This is a genomic window from Ichthyobacterium seriolicida, from assembly GCF_002369955.1.
Taxonomy (GTDB): domain Bacteria; phylum Bacteroidota; class Bacteroidia; order Flavobacteriales; family Ichthyobacteriaceae; genus Ichthyobacterium; species Ichthyobacterium seriolicida.
Genome location: NZ_AP014564.1, coordinates 473,416 through 491,347, shown reverse-complemented (window position 1 = coordinate 491,347; position 17,932 = coordinate 473,416). Strand labels below are relative to the sequence as shown.

At 33.7% G+C, this 17,932-nt stretch carries 10 protein-coding genes; 6 read left to right on the top strand and 4 right to left on the bottom strand.

All coding sequences use genetic code 11. The features are described 5' to 3' along the window. The first annotated feature begins 138 nt into the window (after positions 1-138). From JBKA6_RS01865 to JBKA6_RS01855, 3 genes are all read left to right on the top strand, one after another. Positions 139-3,318: a DUF5018 domain-containing protein gene (locus tag JBKA6_RS01865; protein ID WP_096685312.1), complete on the top strand. Its 3,180-nt coding sequence runs from the start codon at positions 139-141 to the stop codon at positions 3,316-3,318. Positions 3,319-3,541: 223 nt separating this feature from the next. After that, positions 3,542-6,448, top strand: a complete 2,907-nt coding sequence (locus JBKA6_RS01860; RefSeq protein WP_096685310.1) for a DUF5018 domain-containing protein — start codon at positions 3,542-3,544, stop codon at positions 6,446-6,448. 229 nt (positions 6,449-6,677) lie between these two features. Further along, complete coding sequence (locus JBKA6_RS01855; protein ID WP_096685306.1) at positions 6,678-10,469, top strand: DUF5018 domain-containing protein; 3,792 nt, start codon at positions 6,678-6,680, stop codon at positions 10,467-10,469. Positions 10,470-10,690: 221 nt separating this feature from the next. Here JBKA6_RS01855 and hemL read toward each other — a convergent pair whose 3' ends face one another. From hemL to JBKA6_RS01840, 3 genes are read right to left on the bottom strand one after another with little or no spacing between them, the layout of a single operon-like run. Beyond that, complete coding sequence (gene hemL, locus JBKA6_RS01850) at positions 10,691-11,971, bottom strand: glutamate-1-semialdehyde 2,1-aminomutase (RefSeq protein ID WP_096685304.1); 1,281 nt, start codon at positions 11,969-11,971, stop codon at positions 10,691-10,693. A gap of 8 nt (positions 11,972-11,979) precedes the next feature. Then, positions 11,980-12,930: a glucosaminidase domain-containing protein gene (locus tag JBKA6_RS07995; RefSeq protein WP_096685302.1), complete on the bottom strand. Its 951-nt coding sequence runs from the start codon at positions 12,928-12,930 to the stop codon at positions 11,980-11,982. A gap of 9 nt (positions 12,931-12,939) precedes the next feature. Further along, positions 12,940-13,818 (bottom strand): 1-aminocyclopropane-1-carboxylate deaminase/D-cysteine desulfhydrase, encoded by an 879-nt coding sequence (locus JBKA6_RS01840; protein WP_096685300.1) that lies wholly within the window; start codon positions 13,816-13,818, stop codon positions 12,940-12,942. 92 nt (positions 13,819-13,910) lie between these two features. On the opposite strand from JBKA6_RS01840, the gene JBKA6_RS01835 reads away from it, so the two are divergent. Beyond that, on the top strand, positions 13,911-14,468 hold the full coding sequence (locus tag JBKA6_RS01835) for a thioredoxin family protein (protein WP_096687333.1): 558 nt from the start codon (positions 13,911-13,913) through the stop codon (positions 14,466-14,468). Between the two features lie 34 nt (positions 14,469-14,502). Continuing rightward, positions 14,503-15,357 (top strand): acetyl-CoA carboxylase, carboxyltransferase subunit beta, encoded by an 855-nt coding sequence (gene accD, locus JBKA6_RS01830; RefSeq protein ID WP_096687331.1) that lies wholly within the window; start codon positions 14,503-14,505, stop codon positions 15,355-15,357. 183 nt (positions 15,358-15,540) lie between these two features. Here accD and JBKA6_RS08055 read toward each other — a convergent pair whose 3' ends face one another. Next, positions 15,541-15,750 (bottom strand): transposase, encoded by a 210-nt coding sequence (locus tag JBKA6_RS08055; protein WP_157776876.1) that lies wholly within the window; start codon positions 15,748-15,750, stop codon positions 15,541-15,543. 202 nt (positions 15,751-15,952) lie between these two features. Here JBKA6_RS08055 and rnr point away from each other — a divergent pair, with 202 nt between their 5' ends. After that, positions 15,953-17,932 carry a ribonuclease R gene (rnr, locus tag JBKA6_RS01825; RefSeq protein ID WP_096685298.1) on the top strand — a complete coding sequence of 660 codons (1,980 nt, stop codon included), beginning with the start codon at positions 15,953-15,955 and terminating at the stop codon, positions 17,930-17,932.

The window sequence follows — 17,932 nt, the reverse complement described above, 5'->3', positions numbered from 1 at the left end:
ACAATGATCACTACTATATTAGCTAGGATATTTAATTCTTTGTCTTTTAGGGGAAAGAATTAGGCTAAAATTTGTGGTTAATGCTTTGATATTCAAGGTGATTGACAGGTTGTAATTAATTATTTTTTTTAAAAAAACATGAAGACATTTTCTTTTGTGAAGAGTATAATTTTCTCTTTTGTGTTGTTATCTGTGTTTATTTTTTCTTGTGAAAAGAATAAAGGTTATGATAATAATTTAGGTATAGGAGTAGGCATAGAATCTATTTCCCTAATTGAATCTGAAAACCCTGAAAAAGGATTAGTTTCTGATATAACATGTGATATAGATACTGCTGATTATACTGTATCATTAACAGTTCCTCATTCAGCTATTTTAACTGGATTAAAGTTTGATATAAAACTTTCTGAAGGATATAGCATATCACCTGCTAGTGGAGATGAGGTTAATTTTGAACTTGAAGAATCTTCTGAGGAGTCTTCAGAAACACCTTCTCTTCAACGTTATAAAAAAGTTTTTACTTTAACAGCTAAAGATGGAACTGCTAAGGAATACAAAGTATATATAACCAAAGGTTCATCTAATGAATGCGCTATTAGTTCATTTAAATTTATTAATGATGAAAAAAATAATGGTAAGGGTCTTGTAAAAGACATAACTGGAATTATAATAAAGTCAGAAAGTGGAGAAGCTACCATATCATTAATAGTTCCAAATATTGCTGATTTAGCAGATCTTAAGCCTACTATAGAGATAAGTTCTGGAGCTACGGTTAGTCCAGCAAATGAAGAAGCTAAAACTTTTACATCTGGTTCAGAAGAGGAATATACTGTAACAGCTCAAGATGGTAGAACAAAAACTTATAAAGTAACTGTAACTAAGGAAGAAGGACCAAAATTAGAAAGCTTTAAAATACCAGCTGATAATAATAAGGGTATTAGAGATGAGGTAACTGCTACATTTGAGCATGAGCAAGGGTCTGCTACGGGTAAAATTTTGTTAAATATTCCTTATACAGGAACTGCTATTGATTTAGAAGGATTAACCCCTACTATAGAAGTTCCTGCTGGTTGTAGTGTAGATCTACTTAGCGGTCAAGCAGTAACTGGAGATATTAGCAGCGCTAGATTTACTCTAACAAAAACTGATACAGGTTCTAAAAGAGTTTATACTGTTGAAGCAGTTAAAGGACCTTATATTAGTTCTTTTAAATTTGAGACTACTAGTGGCGGGAGTACTAATACGGGTATAAGTACCACTGTAAATGGAGTTATTAGTCACGCTAACAATACCATAGCTATAACAATTCCTAGTACGGCAGCAAAGGGATCAAGTGATAATACAGTAACTCTAACTCCTACAATTGAGTTTGGAGATACTACCAATACTACTATCACTCCTAGTGTGACTGCTCAGCAATTTATTTTGGGTAGCGAATTTAATTATAAAGTAACATCTAATGGTATAGAAAAGACTTATAAAGTAACTGTAACAAAAGAAGCAGCGCCGCAGTTGAAAAGCTTTACGATATCAGCTAATCCAACAAATGGTATTCAAAATAATGTTGAAGCTGTTATAACTGATGATTCTAATGCAGCTACAGGAAAGATTTTATTAAAAATTCCTTATACAGGAACTGATATTAATTTAACAGGATTAACACCTACTATAACTTTTCCTGATGGAAGTAGTGGTTATACTGTAAGTCCAGTTAGTGGCACGGCAGTATCTGTAGATATTAGTACTACTGGTAGTAATACATTTACTGTAACAACCACTTTAGGTTCTAAAAGAGTTTATACTGTAACGGCAGTTAAGGGGCCTTACATTAGTAAGTTTGAGTTTAAAGCAAACGCTAATAACGCGAATGGTATAACTACTGATATAAGTGCTACAAGTATTGATCATAATACTGGAGCTATAGCTATAACAGTTCCTAGCGCGGTAGACTTAAGTCAAACTCTAACTCCTACAATTACATTAGGAGATGATACTACTTCTACCGTTGAACCTGCTGCTTCTGCAAAAGTATTTAACCAGTCTGTTCAGTATACAGTAAAAAATTCTACTCATACAGACTTTAGTAAAGTCTATATCGTAACTGTAACCAAAGAAGCAGCGCCAGTTTTATCAAGTTTTTTAATAAACGCTAATTCTGGTAAGGGTATTAAAACTGATGTAGCTGCTGTTATAACTAATGATTCTAATGCAGCTACAGGAAAGATTTTATTAAAAATTCCTTATACAGGAACTGATATTAATTTAACAGGATTAACTCCTACTATCGAGCCTAATACTGGTGGATATACTGTAAATCCAGCTAGTGGTGCAGCAGTAACTGGAGATATTAGTACTGCTGGCAGTAATACAGTTACTCTAACAAAAACTGATACAGGTTCTAAAAGAGTTTATACTGTTGAGGCAGTCAAAGGCCCTTCTATTAAGTCGTTTAAATTTGGTAATAGTGGCAATACAGGCATAACTACTGAAATAAGTGCAACAAGTATTAACCATGATACTGGAGCTATAACCATAACAGTTCCTGGTTCTGTTAAGAAGGGTTCAGGTGGGAGTAGTAATACAGTAACTTTAACTCCTACAATTGATTTTGGAGATGCCAACAATACTACTATCACTCCTAGTGTGACTGCTCAGCAATTTACTTTGGATAGTGAATTTAAGTATATAGTAAAAAATTCTACTCATATAGATCTTAATAAAGAGTATAAAATTACTGTAACTAGAACACCTTCAACTGAAGCTCAGATTACAAAATTTGAAATAGAGTCAGGAGCCCAAGATAATATTATACACCCTAGCAATAGCAATGGTGATAAAGGCAGAATAGTTGTGCCTGTATCTAGTCTTCCAACAAGTTCAACAAGTTATACTATAGAAAAATCAGATTATGCTACTGTAACTCCAAATGAAGTTGAAACTTTTTCTTCTTACAGTGAATCAAAACAATATACTGTAACAGCTGAAAATACTAGTACACAAAAAACTTATGAAGTATACATATATGATTCTAATAATGTTATAGTTCCTGATAGTTTGAAAGTAGCAAATGGCAGTACTGAGATTACTCCAAGTTCTAAAGTTATTACTGAGAATAGCAGAGTTATAATTATTACTGTGCCTTCTGGGACAAGTTTAACTGATTTAACACTTAGTTTGGATAGTAGTAGTTCTTCTTCTTATACTTTAGAGCCTACCAATGGGCAAGATTTCTCTGATGGAAAAGAAGTAAAGTATACTCTTAAGGAGAATAATGATGTAAAGGGTTATTATTGGGTTAAGATAGCGGTTGCTGAATAAGCTTAGAAATAAATAATTTCTGTACTTATTCAACTCTAAAAAAAACAGGCAGTCAGGTTATTATGGCTGTCTATTTTTATTTTTTTATTGACCGACATAATATTTACTACTATCTTAGCTAAGGCATTTAATTCTTTATGGTAAAGAATTAGGGTAAAATTTGTGGTTAATGCTTTGATGTTCAAAGTGATTGACAGGTTGTAATTAATTATTTTAAAAAAACATGAAGACATTTTCTTTTGTGAAGAGTATAATTTTCTCTTTTGTGTTGTTATCTGTGTTTATTTTTTCTTGTGAAAAGAATAAAGTTTATGACAATAATTTAGGTATAGTTGCAGGCGTAGAGTCTATTTCCCTAATTGATTCTGAAAACCCTGAAAAAGGATTAGGTTCTGATATAACTTGTGAGATAGATACTGCTGAGTATACTGTGTCGTTAACAGTTGCTCATTCGGCTATTCTAACGGGATTAAAGTTTGATATAAAACTCTCTGAAGGATATAGCATATCACCTTCTAGTGGTGAAGAAGTTGATTTTGAACTTGTTGAAAAACCTTCTGGAGAGTCTACTGAGGAAGCTTCTGAAACGCCTTCTGAGGAATCTTCTTCTAAACGTTACAAAAAGGTATTTACTGTAACAAAGGGTGATAAGTCTCAAGAGTATACTGTTTATATAACTAAAGAATCAGCACCGAAATTGACTGAGTTTAAAATATCAGCTAATGAAAGTAAAGGCATTAAAAGTGAGGTGACTGCTCTTATAACTGATGCCACTGACACTGCTACAGGTAAGATTTTATTAAAAATTCCTTATACAGGAACTGCTATTAATTTAACTGAACTAGCTGTTGCTGCTACCATTCCGGATAATCACACTTTAGATCCAGTTGCTGGGATAATATCTGAAGATATTAATGGAAAAGAATTCACTTTGAAAACTGCTTTAGGCTCTAAAAGAGTTTACACTGTTGATGTAGTTAAAGGACCTTATATTAGTGCCTTTAAATTTGAAACTAATCCTGCTGAGGGAACTGCTAATACAGGAATAATCAGTGAAGTAATAGGAAATATAGATCACACTGCTGGCACCGTAAAACTAATAGTTCCTAGTGGTGTCACTTTACCTAGTTTAACTCCTACAATTACAGTGGGCGAGAACACTAAATCTGAGTTTACTCATTCTGCTCAGACAAATTTTAGTTCTAATGTTCAGTACACAGTAACATCTTCTAATTCTTCAGCTACAGATTTTACTAAAGTATATACAGTTACAGCAACTCAAAACGCTGAGCCTAGAATACAAAGTTTCGCATTTGATACTACTAAATCTGGAAATGGTAATAAAAACCTTGGAACTCCTGTAGTTGAAATTAAGCATAATTCTACGGGATCTGAAGGGGAGATAATTCTTAAAGTTCCTCATGATGCAGATTTAACTGGATTAACTCCAACTGTTACAGCTAGTACTCCTTCTGGCATTCAAGTATATAAAGGAGAATCTAGTACTGATGATGCTAACACTTCTTCTAATGATTTCAGCAATTCTCATGATGGTTCTGTGAAATATAGTGCAGTAGGTACTGCTGGTGGAAGGAAAGTATATTCTGTAAAAGTTTATAAAGAACCAAAAATAAGTGCTTTTAAGTTTGAAAGTAGTAATAATTCAGATGGGGCTTTCCCTTCTAGCATAACTAAATATGACGGCTCAGTTTCAGGCAATAATATAACTATCACAGTTGCTAATATAGTTAACGTAACAAGTTTAAAAGCTTCTATTACTGGAAGTAATATTGCCTCGGATTATGTTACTTCTGAGTTGAATTTCACTACTGGTAGTGGTGGTAATACTTTAACATTAGATGTTCCAAATCAGTATTTGCCAGGATATACAAAAACATACACTGTAACTTTAACTAAAGAAGCGGCGCCAAAATTAGGAAGCTTTAAAATACCAGCTACTACTGGAAAAGGTATTAAAGATGAGGTAACTGCTGACCTAACTCATGAGGAAGGTTCTGATGCCGGAATAATAAAATTAAAGTTTGATCATAAAGAAGCTGGCCGTAATACTGATATTGTTTTAACAGGATTAACACCTACTATAGGGGTTCCTGCTGGTTGCAGTATAGATTCACCTAGCAGCCAAGTAGTATCTGGAGATATTAGCAGCGCTAGATTTACTCTAACAACAGCTTTAGGCTCTAAAAGAGTTTATACTGTAACGGCAGTTAAAGGGCCATTTATTAGGACTTTTAAATTTGGTACTAGCAATACAGGCATAAGTTCTGATAGTGCAGCAAGTATTGATCATAATACTGGAGCTATAACCATAACAGTTCCTAGTGCAGTAGCAAGGAACTCAAGTGAAAATAAAGTAACTCTAACTCCTACAATTGAATTTGGAGGGGATGATGCTACTACTGCCAGTTCTTCTCCTGCCAGTGGGGTACCTCAAGAATTTACATCTGGCGAAGCTGTTCAGTATATAGTGACAGGTAAAGAAGGGATGCAAAAGACTTATCAAGTTACTGTAACTAGAACACCTTCAACAGAAGCTGTAATTAAATCATTTGAAATAGAATCAGGACATTCAGGTAATATTTCAGAGACTGGCACTGGTGATAAAGGCAGAATAGTTGTGCCTGTGACTAGTGTTCCAGGAAGTTCAGTAACTCCTAGCATAACAAAATCAGAATATGCTACTGTAACTCCAGCAAATGCTCAAACTTTTTCTTATGATACTCCAAAGGAGTATACAGTAAGAGCTGAAGATACTTCTACAGCAGCAAAGATTTATGATGTGTATATATATGATTCTACTAAGGTTCTAACTGCTGATAAACTTAAAATAACAGACAGCAGCACTAGTGGCGCCAGCACTGATATTACTCCAGATTCTAAAAATATTAATGCAAATACCAGAGTTATAAGTATTACTGTGCCTGCTGGGACAAGTTTAACTGATTTAACACTTAGTTTGGATAGTAGTAGTTCTTATACTCTAGCCCCTACAGATGGGCAAGATTTTTCTGCGGGAAAGGAAGTAAAGTATAAACTTACTGAAACTAGTAGCAGTACTGTAGTAGGTCATTATTGGGTTAAGATAGAGGTTTCTGGATCAGCCAGTTAAATAAATAATTTCCATACTTATTCAACTCTAAAAAAAACAGGCAGTCAGTTATTATGGCTGTCTGTTTTTGTTCATATAAAAAAGCGGAGATTCAAATAATTGCTACTATATTAGCTAGGATATTTAATTCTTTGTCTTTAGGGGAAAGAATTATGCTAAAATTTGTGGTTAATGCTTTGATATTCAAGGTGATTGACAGGTTGTAATTAATTATTTTTTTTAAAAAAACATGAAGACATTTTCTTTTGTGAAGAGTATAATTTTTTCTTTTGTGTTGTTATCTGTGTTTATTTTTTCTTGTGAAAAGAATAAAGGTTATGATAATAATTTAGGTATAGGAGTAGGCATAGAGTCTATTTCCCTAATTGAATCTGAAAACCCTGAAAAAGGATTAGTTTCTGATATAACTTGTGATATAGATACTGCTGATTATACTGTATCGTTAACAGTTCCTCATTCGGCTATTTTAACTGGATTAAAGTTTGATATAAAACTTTCTGAAGGATATAGCATATCACCTGCTAGTGGAGATGAAGTTAATTTTGAACTTGAAGAATCTTCTGAGGAGTCTTCTGAGGAGTCTTCAGAAACACCTTCTCTTCAACGTTATAAAAAAGTTTTTACTGTAACAGCTAAAGATGGAACAGCTAAGGAATACAAAGTATATATAACCAAAGGTTCATCTAATGAATGCGCTATTAGTTCATTTAAATTTATTAATGATGAAAAAAATAATGGTAAGGGTCTTGTAAAAGACATAACTGGAATTATAATAAAGTCAGAAAGTGGAGAAGCTACCATATCATTAATAGTTCCAAATATTGCTGATTTAGCAGATCTTAAGCCTACTATAGAGATAAGTTCTGGAGCTAGAGTTAGTCCAGCAAATGAAGAAGCTAAAACTTTTACATCTGGTTCAGAAGAGGAATATACTGTAACAGCTCAAGATGGTACAACAAAAACTTATAAAGTAACTGTAACTAAGGAAGAAGGACCAAAATTAGAAAGCTTTAAAATACCAGCTGATACAGGAAAAGGTATTACGGAAGAAGTTGAAGCTACATTCGAGTATCTTTCTGACAACACTAACACTGGTAAAATAATATTAAAGTTTCCTAAGAGTGCTTCTACTGTAATTAGTTTGTCAGGATTAATTCCTACTATAGAAGTTCCTACTGGTTGTATTGTAAGCCCAGCTAGTGGCACGGTAGTATCTGGAGATATTAGTACTACTGGTAGTAATACATTTACTTTAACAAAAACTGATACAGGGTCACAAAGAGTTTATACTGTTGAGGCAGTTAAAGGGCCGTTTATTAGCTCTTTTAAATTTGAAACTACTAGTGGCGGGAGTACTAATACGGGTATAAGTACCACTGTAAATGGAGTTATTAATCACGCTAATAATAATATAACAGTAACCGTTCCTAGCACTGTAAACTTAAATAATAGTCTAACACCTACAATTACGTTAGGAGACAGTACTACTACAGTTGAGCCTGCTAGTGCGCAATCTCAGCAGTTTACTAGTAGCAGCCCTGTTAATTACATAGTAACAGCCAATGGGATAAAAAAAACTTATGCGGTTACAGTAACTAAAGAATTGGCGCCAAAATTGACAGGTTTTACTATAACAGCTAATCCAACAAATGGTATTCAAAATAACGTTGTGGCTGAATTAACTCATGTTGATTCTGATAACACTGGTACTATCTTGTTAAAATTTCCTAAGAATAATGAAAATGAATTTAATTTAACAGGATTAACCCCTACTATAGAAGTTTCTACTGGTTGTACTGTAAGTCCAGCTAGTGGTGCAGGAGTAACTGGAGAGATTAGCAGCGCTACATTTACTCTAACAAAAACTGATACAGGTTCTAAAAGAGTTTATACTATAACAGCAGTTAAAGGGCCGTTTATTAAGTCGTTTAAGTTTGAAGCTGCTAGTGTAGTGAGTGCTAATACCGGTATAAGTACCACTGTAAATGGAGTTATTAATCACGCTAATAATAATATAACAGTAATAGTTCCTAATACTGTAGACTTAAGTCAAACTCTAACTCCTACAATTGAAGTTGAAAGTGATGTTACTATTGTCCCTTCTACTGGAATTACTCAGACCTTTAATGAAAATACCCCTGTTCAATATAAAGTTTCAGCTAATGGTATAGAAAAAACTTATGAAGTAACTGTAACTAAAGAAGCAGCGCCACAGTTGAAAAACTTTACAATATCAGCTAATCAAACAAATGGTATTCAAAATAATGTTGTGGCTGAATTAACTCATGCTGAAGACTCTAATACTGGTACTATATTGCTGAAATTTCCTAAGGATATGGATACTGATATCTCTTTAACAGGATTGACACCCATTATAACTTTTCCTGATGGAAGTAGTGGGTATACTGTAAATCCAGCTAGTGGTGCAGCAGTAACTGGAGATATTAGTACTACTGGCAGTAATACATTTACTCTAACAACTACTTTAGGTTCTAAAAGAGTTTATACCGTAACGGTAGTTAAAGGCCCTTCTATTAAGTCTTTTAAATTTAAAACATCTAGTAGTGGAACTAATACAGGTATAACTACTGATATAAGCGCTACAAGTATCAAACACGATACTGGAGCTATAGCCATAACCGTTCCTAGCACTGTAGACTTAAGTCAAACTCTAACTCCTACAATTGAAGTTGAAAATGGTGTTACTGTTGTCCCTGCTACTGGAACTCCTGAGACTTTTAATGAAAAAACTCCTGTACAATATAAAGTAACAGCTAATGGTGTAGAAAAGACCTATCAAGTAACTGTAACTAAAGAATTGGCGCCAAAATTAGGAAGCTTTAAAATACCAGCTACTACTGGAAAAGGCATTAAAGAAGAAGTTCAAGCTACATTAACTCATGCTGATTCTGATAACACTGGTACTATCTTGTTAAAATTTCCTAAGAATAATGAAAATGAATTTAATTTAACAGGATTAACTCCTACTATAACTTTTCCTGATGGTTGTAGTTTAGATCCACCTAGTGGTGCAGCAGTATCTGGAGATATTAGTACTACTGACAATAATACATTTACTTTAACAAAAACTGATACAGGTTCTAAAAGAGTTTATACCGTAACGGTAGTTAAAGGACCTTATATTAGTTCTTTTAAATTTGCTACTAGTGGCAATACAGGTATAACTACTGAAATAAGCGCAACAAGTATTAACCACGATACTGGAGCTATAGCTATAACAGTTCCTGCTACGGTGGAGAAGACCTCATCAGATGGCACTAATACAGTAACTCTAACTCCTACAATTGATTTTGGAGATGCCACCAATACTACTATCACTCCTAGTGTGAGTGCTCAGCAATTTACTTTGGGTAGCGAATTTACTTATACAGTAAAAAATTCTACTTATGCAGATCTTAATAAAGAGTATAAAATTACTGTAACTAGAACACCTTCAACTGAAGCGCAGATTACAAAATTTACAATTAATACTGATGAAGGTAATATTACAGAGACCGTTACTGGTAGTGGCAGTAAAGGCAGAATAGTTGTGCCTGCTGCTACAGGTAGTAAGACTCCTACTATAGAAAAATCAGATTATGCTACTGTAACTTCTCCAACTGGAGCTCAATCATTTACTTATGATGCTCCAAAGGAGTATACAATAAGAGCTGAAAATGGCACTACAACAAAGACTTATGAAGTTTATATATATGATTCTACTAAAACTATAGCTAGTAGTGATAGTTTAAAACTTACAAATAGCAGTAGTACCGAGATTACTCCAAGCGCTGTTGATATTAATGCAACTACCAGAGTTATAAGTATTACTGTGCCTACAGGTACTGATCTTAGTAATTTAACACTTAGTTTGGATAGTAGTAGTAGTTCTTCTTATACTCTAGATCCTAACAATGGAGAAGATTTTTCTGATGGGAAAGAAGTAAAATATACTCTTAAAGAAAGTAGTGGAAGTAATGTAGCAGGGCATTATTGGGTTAAGGTTCAAACGAGTAATTAGTAAATAAATTCCAATTATACTTATTCAACTCTAAACAGGCAGTCAGTTATTATGGCTGTCTGTTTTGTTTTTACTGTTTTTTTTATTGATTTAAAAAAAAACAGTGACACAAAATTTCAAGAAAAACTTATGACACAGAAAAGGCTCGTCATACCCAAAGTCACATTAATATGTAGTGAGGAAGAACTATAAAAGACAGATCTAGTTACAGACTGTATTATTTAAAGAGAAAAACTATCAACTGCTTCTACAGTTTTTTCTATATCTGTATTGGACAATTCATTGCATATAAACCAGGTCTCAAAAGCAGAAGGAGGCAAATACACACCATTGGACAACATATGATGAAAAAACTTATTAAAAACTTTAGTGTCAACCGTGTTAGCAGAATTAAAGCTTTCTACTTCTTCTTCACAGAAGAATATACTAATCATAGATCCCACTCTGTTTATCCTAAAAGGAATATCTTTTCTAGATAGAATACTTATAAACTCACTCTCAAGTTTAGCTGTCTTTTCATTTATGTTTTTATATATATCTGGATTGTCTGACAACTCCTTTAAAACAGTATATCCGGCTATCATAGCCATAGGGTTCCCAGATAGAGTGCCAGCTTGATAAACATCTCCAACAGGAGAAACACAATTCATTATTTCTGATTTGCCTGCAAAAGCACCAACAGGCATACCGCCTCCTATAATCTTTCCGTAGGTTACCAAATCTGCTTTGACTCCAAAAAACTCCTGAGCTCCCCCTTTAGACAATCTAAAACCTGTCATTACTTCATCAAAAATCAAGACTATATTGTTTTGATCACACAATTCCCTAAGCTGACTTAAAAAATTATCAACTGGAGGAATACATCCCATATTCCCAGCCACTGGCTCCAAAATAATAGCCGCTATTTGATTTTTATATTCCTCTATTAACCTCTTTACACTTCCTATATCATTATAAGTAGCTAATAAAGTATCTTTAGATGTAGACGATGTAACACCTGGACTACTTGGAGTTCCAAAAGTCATGGCTCCACTGCCAGCCTTAATTAAAAAAGAGTCTGAATGCCCGTGATAACAACCTTCAAATTTTATAAACTTATCCCTGTTTGTATAAGCTCTTGCCAAACGAATAGCACTCATACAAGCTTCCGTGCCCGAATTGACCATTCGTATCATATCTATAAAAGGACACATCTCTATTATCAACTTGGCTATCTCGACTTCTATCTCTGTTGGAGTTCCAAATGATGTTCCTCTCCTAACTTGTTCGGTAATAGCGTTTATAACTGATTCACTAGCGTGACCCAAAATCATAGGGCCCCAAGAATTTATATAATCTATATAGACATTTCCATCTTCATCATAGAGATGAGCCCCCTTTGCCCTTCTTATAAAAACAGGCTTGCCTCCTACACCTTTAAAAGCTCTCACAGGAGAATTTACCCCACCAGGTATAAATCTTTTAGCTTCTTTAAAAAGGTTATTGCTTTTAGTATGCATGATATTTATAATTAACTCTCCTTAAAATCTCTAACATATAGAACGTCTCCTCTATTTAACTTAGAATCTTTAGAAATATTATTTCTCTTTTCTAACCATCTCAACCTAATTCCAAGTTTTTGAGAAACTTCATATAAACTCTCTGACCCTCCTATAACGTAAGTGTTTACACCATTTTCTACTTTTATTTTCTTTCTAGATAAAAAAACATTCATTCCGTCTTTCAAGTCTTCTGAACTCGAAAGATCGTTGTAATCTAAAATGGCATACTCTGGTAGGTTATGTTTTTTGCAAATAGAACCCAAAGTATTAGCAGAAGAGATCACTTCATATTTAATACCGTTTATACTTTTACTTCCATATTTAAAAGTATGTTCCATACTCTCATCACTTTCAGCACTTTCAGCACCCCTGATGATAGCTGCTACTTGATTTTTCTCTACCTCAGTTAGAGTCATACTGTCGTATTTGTATAACTCCTCATCTTCTATGATTTTGATGAGTATTTTAGCGTATTTAGGGTCTGTAGCGTAACCTGCTTTTTTCAAGCCATGAGCCCAAGCTTTATAATCATCAATATCTAAATCGAATAAAAAAGCATATCTACTTCTGCTAACCAAAAACTCTGAATGATCTCTATATGAAGTCCATGGATGTTTGTATTTTCTAAAGCATTCACCTTTTTCATCATCATCGTGATATACTTTTTCTCCTTCCCAAGAAGTATGACACTTTATTCCAAAATGATTGTTAGATTTATTTGACAATTCACTCTTTCCATTACCTGACTCCAAAACGCCTTGTGCTAGAGTTATACTAGCGGGAATCCCATAGGTAATCATCTCTTCAATAGCTATAATCTTGTATTTCTCTATATAGTCTTTCCTATCTTGAAAATTTTGTGAGAACAACAAATTACAATACAAAAAACAAAATACCCCTTTCTTAGTAATATTAATCATATATATATTTTAAAAATCGTTTTTGCTCCTCAATCCTCCAGTATGAATCATCAATATATCAGTGCCTCTGCTGAATATATTCCTCTCTATCATATCGAAAATAGCGTATAAAACCTTGCCTGTATAAACGGGTTCCAAAGGTATGGAAGTTTTATTTTCTATTAACTCTATAAACGACAACAACCTTTTATCACACTTGGCATATCCACCAAATGAGTAGTTGTAATTCAAAGACCATTGGCATACATCTTCGTTTAAATATTTACATATCTCTGCCTCTAAAAAATTCGCTCCTCTTAAGACTGGAATGCCAATCACTCTTTGATTTTTCTTAGCAGAATTTATAATTCCAGATATAGTGCCGCCTGTGCCCACAGCACAAAAAATCACATCGAATTTATCTGTTCTACTGTCTAATATCTCCTCACATCCTTTAACCGCTAAATTATTAGAGCCCCCCTCTGGAAGCAAATAAAATTCCCCAAATGTATTTCTTAAGCTAAGAATAAAATCCTCATGGTACTTATCCCTATATTGTTTTCTATCTATGAAGTGTAGTTTCATACCACACTCCAAACAAAACCTCAAAGTCGAATTCAATTCATCTGGTCTTTTATCTGCTAGCTCTTCACCCCTGATGACTCCCACAGAAGAAATATTCTTCTCTTTACAAGCATAAGCAAGAGCCAAAATATGATTGGAGAAAGCCCCTCCGAAACTCAATATTCTATTATATTTCTCATTTTCTGCAAAGAGCATATTGTATTTCAATTTCCTGTATTTATTACCCGAAATATACCGATGTATAAGATCCTCTCTCTTTACAAATACATTTACTCCTCTAAGCGAAAAAAGAGGAAGGGTTACCCTTTGTATAGGTACTTCCATACATAAGATTTAAGGGTATAAAATTATGATATTTTCAATAAAAATGTGATGCAATATATATGTTATATTTGGGGACCGAAATATTTAATATCATGGCTAAAACCTTATCTAACATGTTGCCTTTGGGTGTGGAGGCACCTTATTTTGATTTATTAGACACTGTTTCTGGTAAGAATCTAAACTTGAATGAATTAAAAGGCAAAATAGGAACTGTGATAATGTTCATATGTAATCACTGCCCTTTTGTGATACACATAAATGAAGAAATAGTTTCCATATCTAATGACTATATAAAAAAAGGCATCGGCTTTATAGCTATCTCATCTAATGACGTTGAAAACTATCCTCAAGATTCTCCTGAATTAATGAAAGAAGTAGCTGACCAAAACAGCTATCCATTTCCTTATTTATACGATCAAACACAAGATGTAGCTAGGGCTTATCAAGCTGCTTGCACTCCTGACTTTTACCTCTTTAATAATGATTTGAAATTAGTCTATAGAGGACAGTTAGACCATTCTAGACCAGAGAGCGAAACACCTATAACGGGAAGAGATCTAAGAATGGCTTTAGACTATTTGTTGATAGGTAAAACCATAGAAGACAAACAACAAAAACCTAGTATGGGTTGTAATATAAAATGGAAGTAATTAATACTACTTTAAACATAAAGTCATGAGTACTATAGATTGGTTTAAGAGAAAGAAAAGAGGTGTAACTACTCCCACTGGTGAAAAGAAAGATATGCCAAAAGGTTTTTGGTACAAGACTCCTAGCGGGAAGATCATAGATACCGAAGAGCTAGAAAAAAATTTCTACGTAAGTCCTGAAGATGGATATCATGTTAGGATAAATAGCAAGGAGTATTTTGAAATTATGTTCGATAACAATGAATTTGAAGAACTAGATGTCAATATGAGTTCTAAGGATCCTTTGAAATTCGAAGACAAAAAAAAATATAAGGACAGACTAAAGGTCACTCAAAAAAATACAGGTCTAAAAGACGCCGTGAGAACAGCAGTAGGCAAATCTCAAGGAAATAGATTAGTAATATCCTGTATGGATTTTTCTTTTATAGGAGGATCTATGGGGTCGGTTGTAGGAGAAAAAATATCAAGAGGTATAGATTATTCAATACAAAATAAAATACCCTTTATGATGATTTCAAAGTCTGGAGGCGCCAGAATGATGGAAGCTGCTTTTTCACTGATGCAAATGGCAAAGACTTCTGCTAAATTGGCCATTTTAGCCAAAAACAAAATACCTTATGTGTCGCTTCTCACAGACCCTACAACTGGAGGGATTAGTGCTTCTTTTGCCATGTTGGGAGATATAAATATAGCCGAACCTGGTGCATTGATAGGTTTTGCAGGGCCTAGGGTGATAAAAGAAACCATAGGAAGGGATTTGCCAGAAGGCTTCCAAACTTCAGAGTTTTTGCTAGAGCACGGATTCTTAGATTTTATAGTGGAAAGACCTCTTTTAAAAAAGAAAGTCAATGACTTTTTAAATATGGTTTACCACAGTAAAAAAGCGTGAAAATTAAAACTATTTCAATAGGCTTTAATTTTCATTTGTACAAAATATGATTATAAAAAGTAATCAAACAAAGAAGCCGTATGATTAATTAAACCAGGCGGTTTTTAAATTTTTGGTATTTAGCGCTACATTTTAGTTTCCTTTTAAAAGGAAGTTGTTTTTTTGCTTTTATTTCACCCTTCATTACTGTTGAAGTCTGTTAAGCATTATATTCTTTTGTCTTTCAAGATGATGGTTACGTTCTATCCTTATATTGTGCTTTGATTTATGGCAAAGCGTTCGTATTGAACAACCTTGACAATTTTGTGCCTCATATACGCTCAAAGTTTGATTGTAATGACATCCCTTAAAGGGTGTAAATAAAAAATGACATATTTTTTTGTTTTTATTCATAGTATCTTGTCTGTACAAAAATAATTTTTCAGTGTGACACTGAAAGTTATAACCAAACTTTGAGAATAAAAAAAACTAACTTAGCGTGCTATTTTTTTTCAACTTTTTTCAACTAAATCAAAAGTAGTATTATATATCTTCCGCCTTTATTTATAATACATATTTTCTAGTCTATTTCTTATAGTTTTAAAAGCTGTCTCTTATGTTGAAAAGAATAATCAAATCCGTATTTTACAAAAAAGAAATAATGAGATCAAAGAAAAAACACACTGACAATTTACTCGGAAAATATATAACAGGGAGAGTAGATATGACTTCCACAGGAAGTTGTTATATAGTTAGCCAAGACACAGTAAAAGATGTATTCGTTTCTGAAAAACACAACGCTTTAAAAGCCTTCAATAACGATGAAGTAAAAGTTTATATTCACAAAGTAAACAAACAAGGCAGATTGGAAGGTAAGATTACTGATATTGTAAATAGAAATAAAACATCTTTTGTAGGAACCATAAGAATAAAAGACAAGTCGGCTTGGGTAGTATTGAGCGAAAAAAAAATATTAACAGATATATCTATTCCTTTGGATAAGACAGACAAAGCCAAGGACAAAGACAAAGTAGTGGTAAACATCACAAACTGGGCTATAGGATCAAAAAAAATACAGGGAGAGGTAACAAGGGTATTAGGAGCTTCAGGAGAAAATAAAGTAGAGATAAATTGCATTTTAGAAGAATACGAATTGCCTTATGAATTTCCAGAAGAAGTAGAGAGGCAAGCCAATGCCATAAACGATAAAATATTAAACAAAGAAGTCTCAAAGAGAAGAGATATGCGGTCTGTAGATACCTTCACTATAGATCCTGTAGACGCTAAAGATTTCGACGATGCCATATCTGTTGAAGAGATAGACAAGGGCATTTGGGAGGTGGGAGTTCATATAGCTGATGTATCGCATTATGTTAAGCCAAATACCTTATTAGATAAAGAAGCATATAAAAGGGGCACATCTGTCTATTTAGTAGACAAAGTGGTTCCCATGCTTCCAGAAATTTTGTCTAATAAGGTGTGTTCACTTAGGCCTGATGAAGAGAAATACACTTTTTCTGTTATATTTCAAATAGATGAAAATGCCAATGTAAAAAATCAATGGTTTGGTAGAACTGTGATAAATTCCAACAGGCGTTTTACTTATGAAGAGGCTCAGGAGGTGATAGAGACAGGGAAAGGAGACTTCAACAAAGAGATATTGTATTTGAATAAAGTAGCTAAAATAATGCGAGAAAAACGCATATCAAAAGGATCTATTTCCTTTGATAAAGGTGAAGCTAAATTCAATTTAGATAGAGAGGGATTTCCCACGTCCGTATACCTAAAAGAATGCAAAGAGTCTAATCATCTAGTAGAAGAATTTATGCTCTTGGCTAATAAGAGCGTTTCTACTTTTATAAACAAAGACAATAAAAATCATAAAAAGACATTTGTATATAGAGTTCACGACGAACCAGATTCTATCAAAATAGAAGAATTATCTAGAATAGTGAAGAAATTTGGCTATAGCATAGATATAAAATCTAAAAAAAAACTCAATGCCTCTTTGAATAAGTTGTTGAGCGATATAAAGGGTAAGGCTGAGGCAAATATGATAGAGACATTAGTCATGCGCTCTATGAGCAAGGCTAAATACAGCACTGAAAATATAGGACACTATGGATTGTCTTTTAATTATTACAGTCACTTTACCTCTCCTATAAGACGTTATCCAGATATAATGGCTCATCGTCTATTACAACACTATTTAGATAAAGGCTCTTCGGTAAGCCCCAAAGAATATGAAGATATGTGTCAACATTGCTCTGCAAGAGAGATATTAGCATATAAGGCAGAGAAAGATACTATTAAATTCATGCAGGTTTTGTATATGCACAAATTCACAGGAAAGAGGTTTAAAGGCATCATAACTGGAGTTACAGACTGGGGAATTTACGTTCAAATGAAAGACAATCATTGCGAGGGCCTTGTGAGGATAGATAGTATTAAGCCTGGGCGATTCAGACTAGATTCAGAGAACTATAGAATAGTAGGAGTAAACAACGACAGGGTATATCAATTGGGCGATGAAGTAGAGGTCTTGGTGACTAAAACGAATTTGAGCAAAAGACATATAACCCTCGAATTAGTTTGA

Coding starts and splice junctions, on each gene's coding strand:
- JBKA6_RS07995 (WP_096685302.1), bottom strand. CDS start 12,930: ATGATTAATATTACTAAGAAAGGGGTATTTTGTTTTTTGTATTGTAAT.
- JBKA6_RS01865 (WP_096685312.1), top strand. CDS start 139: ATGAAGACATTTTCTTTTGTGAAGAGTATAATTTTCTCTTTTGTGTTG.
- JBKA6_RS01860 (WP_096685310.1), top strand. CDS start 3,542: ATGAAGACATTTTCTTTTGTGAAGAGTATAATTTTCTCTTTTGTGTTG.
- JBKA6_RS01855 (WP_096685306.1), top strand. CDS start 6,678: ATGAAGACATTTTCTTTTGTGAAGAGTATAATTTTTTCTTTTGTGTTG.
- JBKA6_RS01840 (WP_096685300.1), bottom strand. CDS start 13,818: ATGGAAGTACCTATACAAAGGGTAACCCTTCCTCTTTTTTCGCTTAGA.
- JBKA6_RS01835 (WP_096687333.1), top strand. CDS start 13,911: ATGGCTAAAACCTTATCTAACATGTTGCCTTTGGGTGTGGAGGCACCT.
- JBKA6_RS08055 (WP_157776876.1), bottom strand. CDS start 15,750: ATGAATAAAAACAAAAAAATATGTCATTTTTTATTTACACCCTTTAAG.
- rnr (WP_096685298.1), top strand. CDS start 15,953: ATGTTGAAAAGAATAATCAAATCCGTATTTTACAAAAAAGAAATAATG.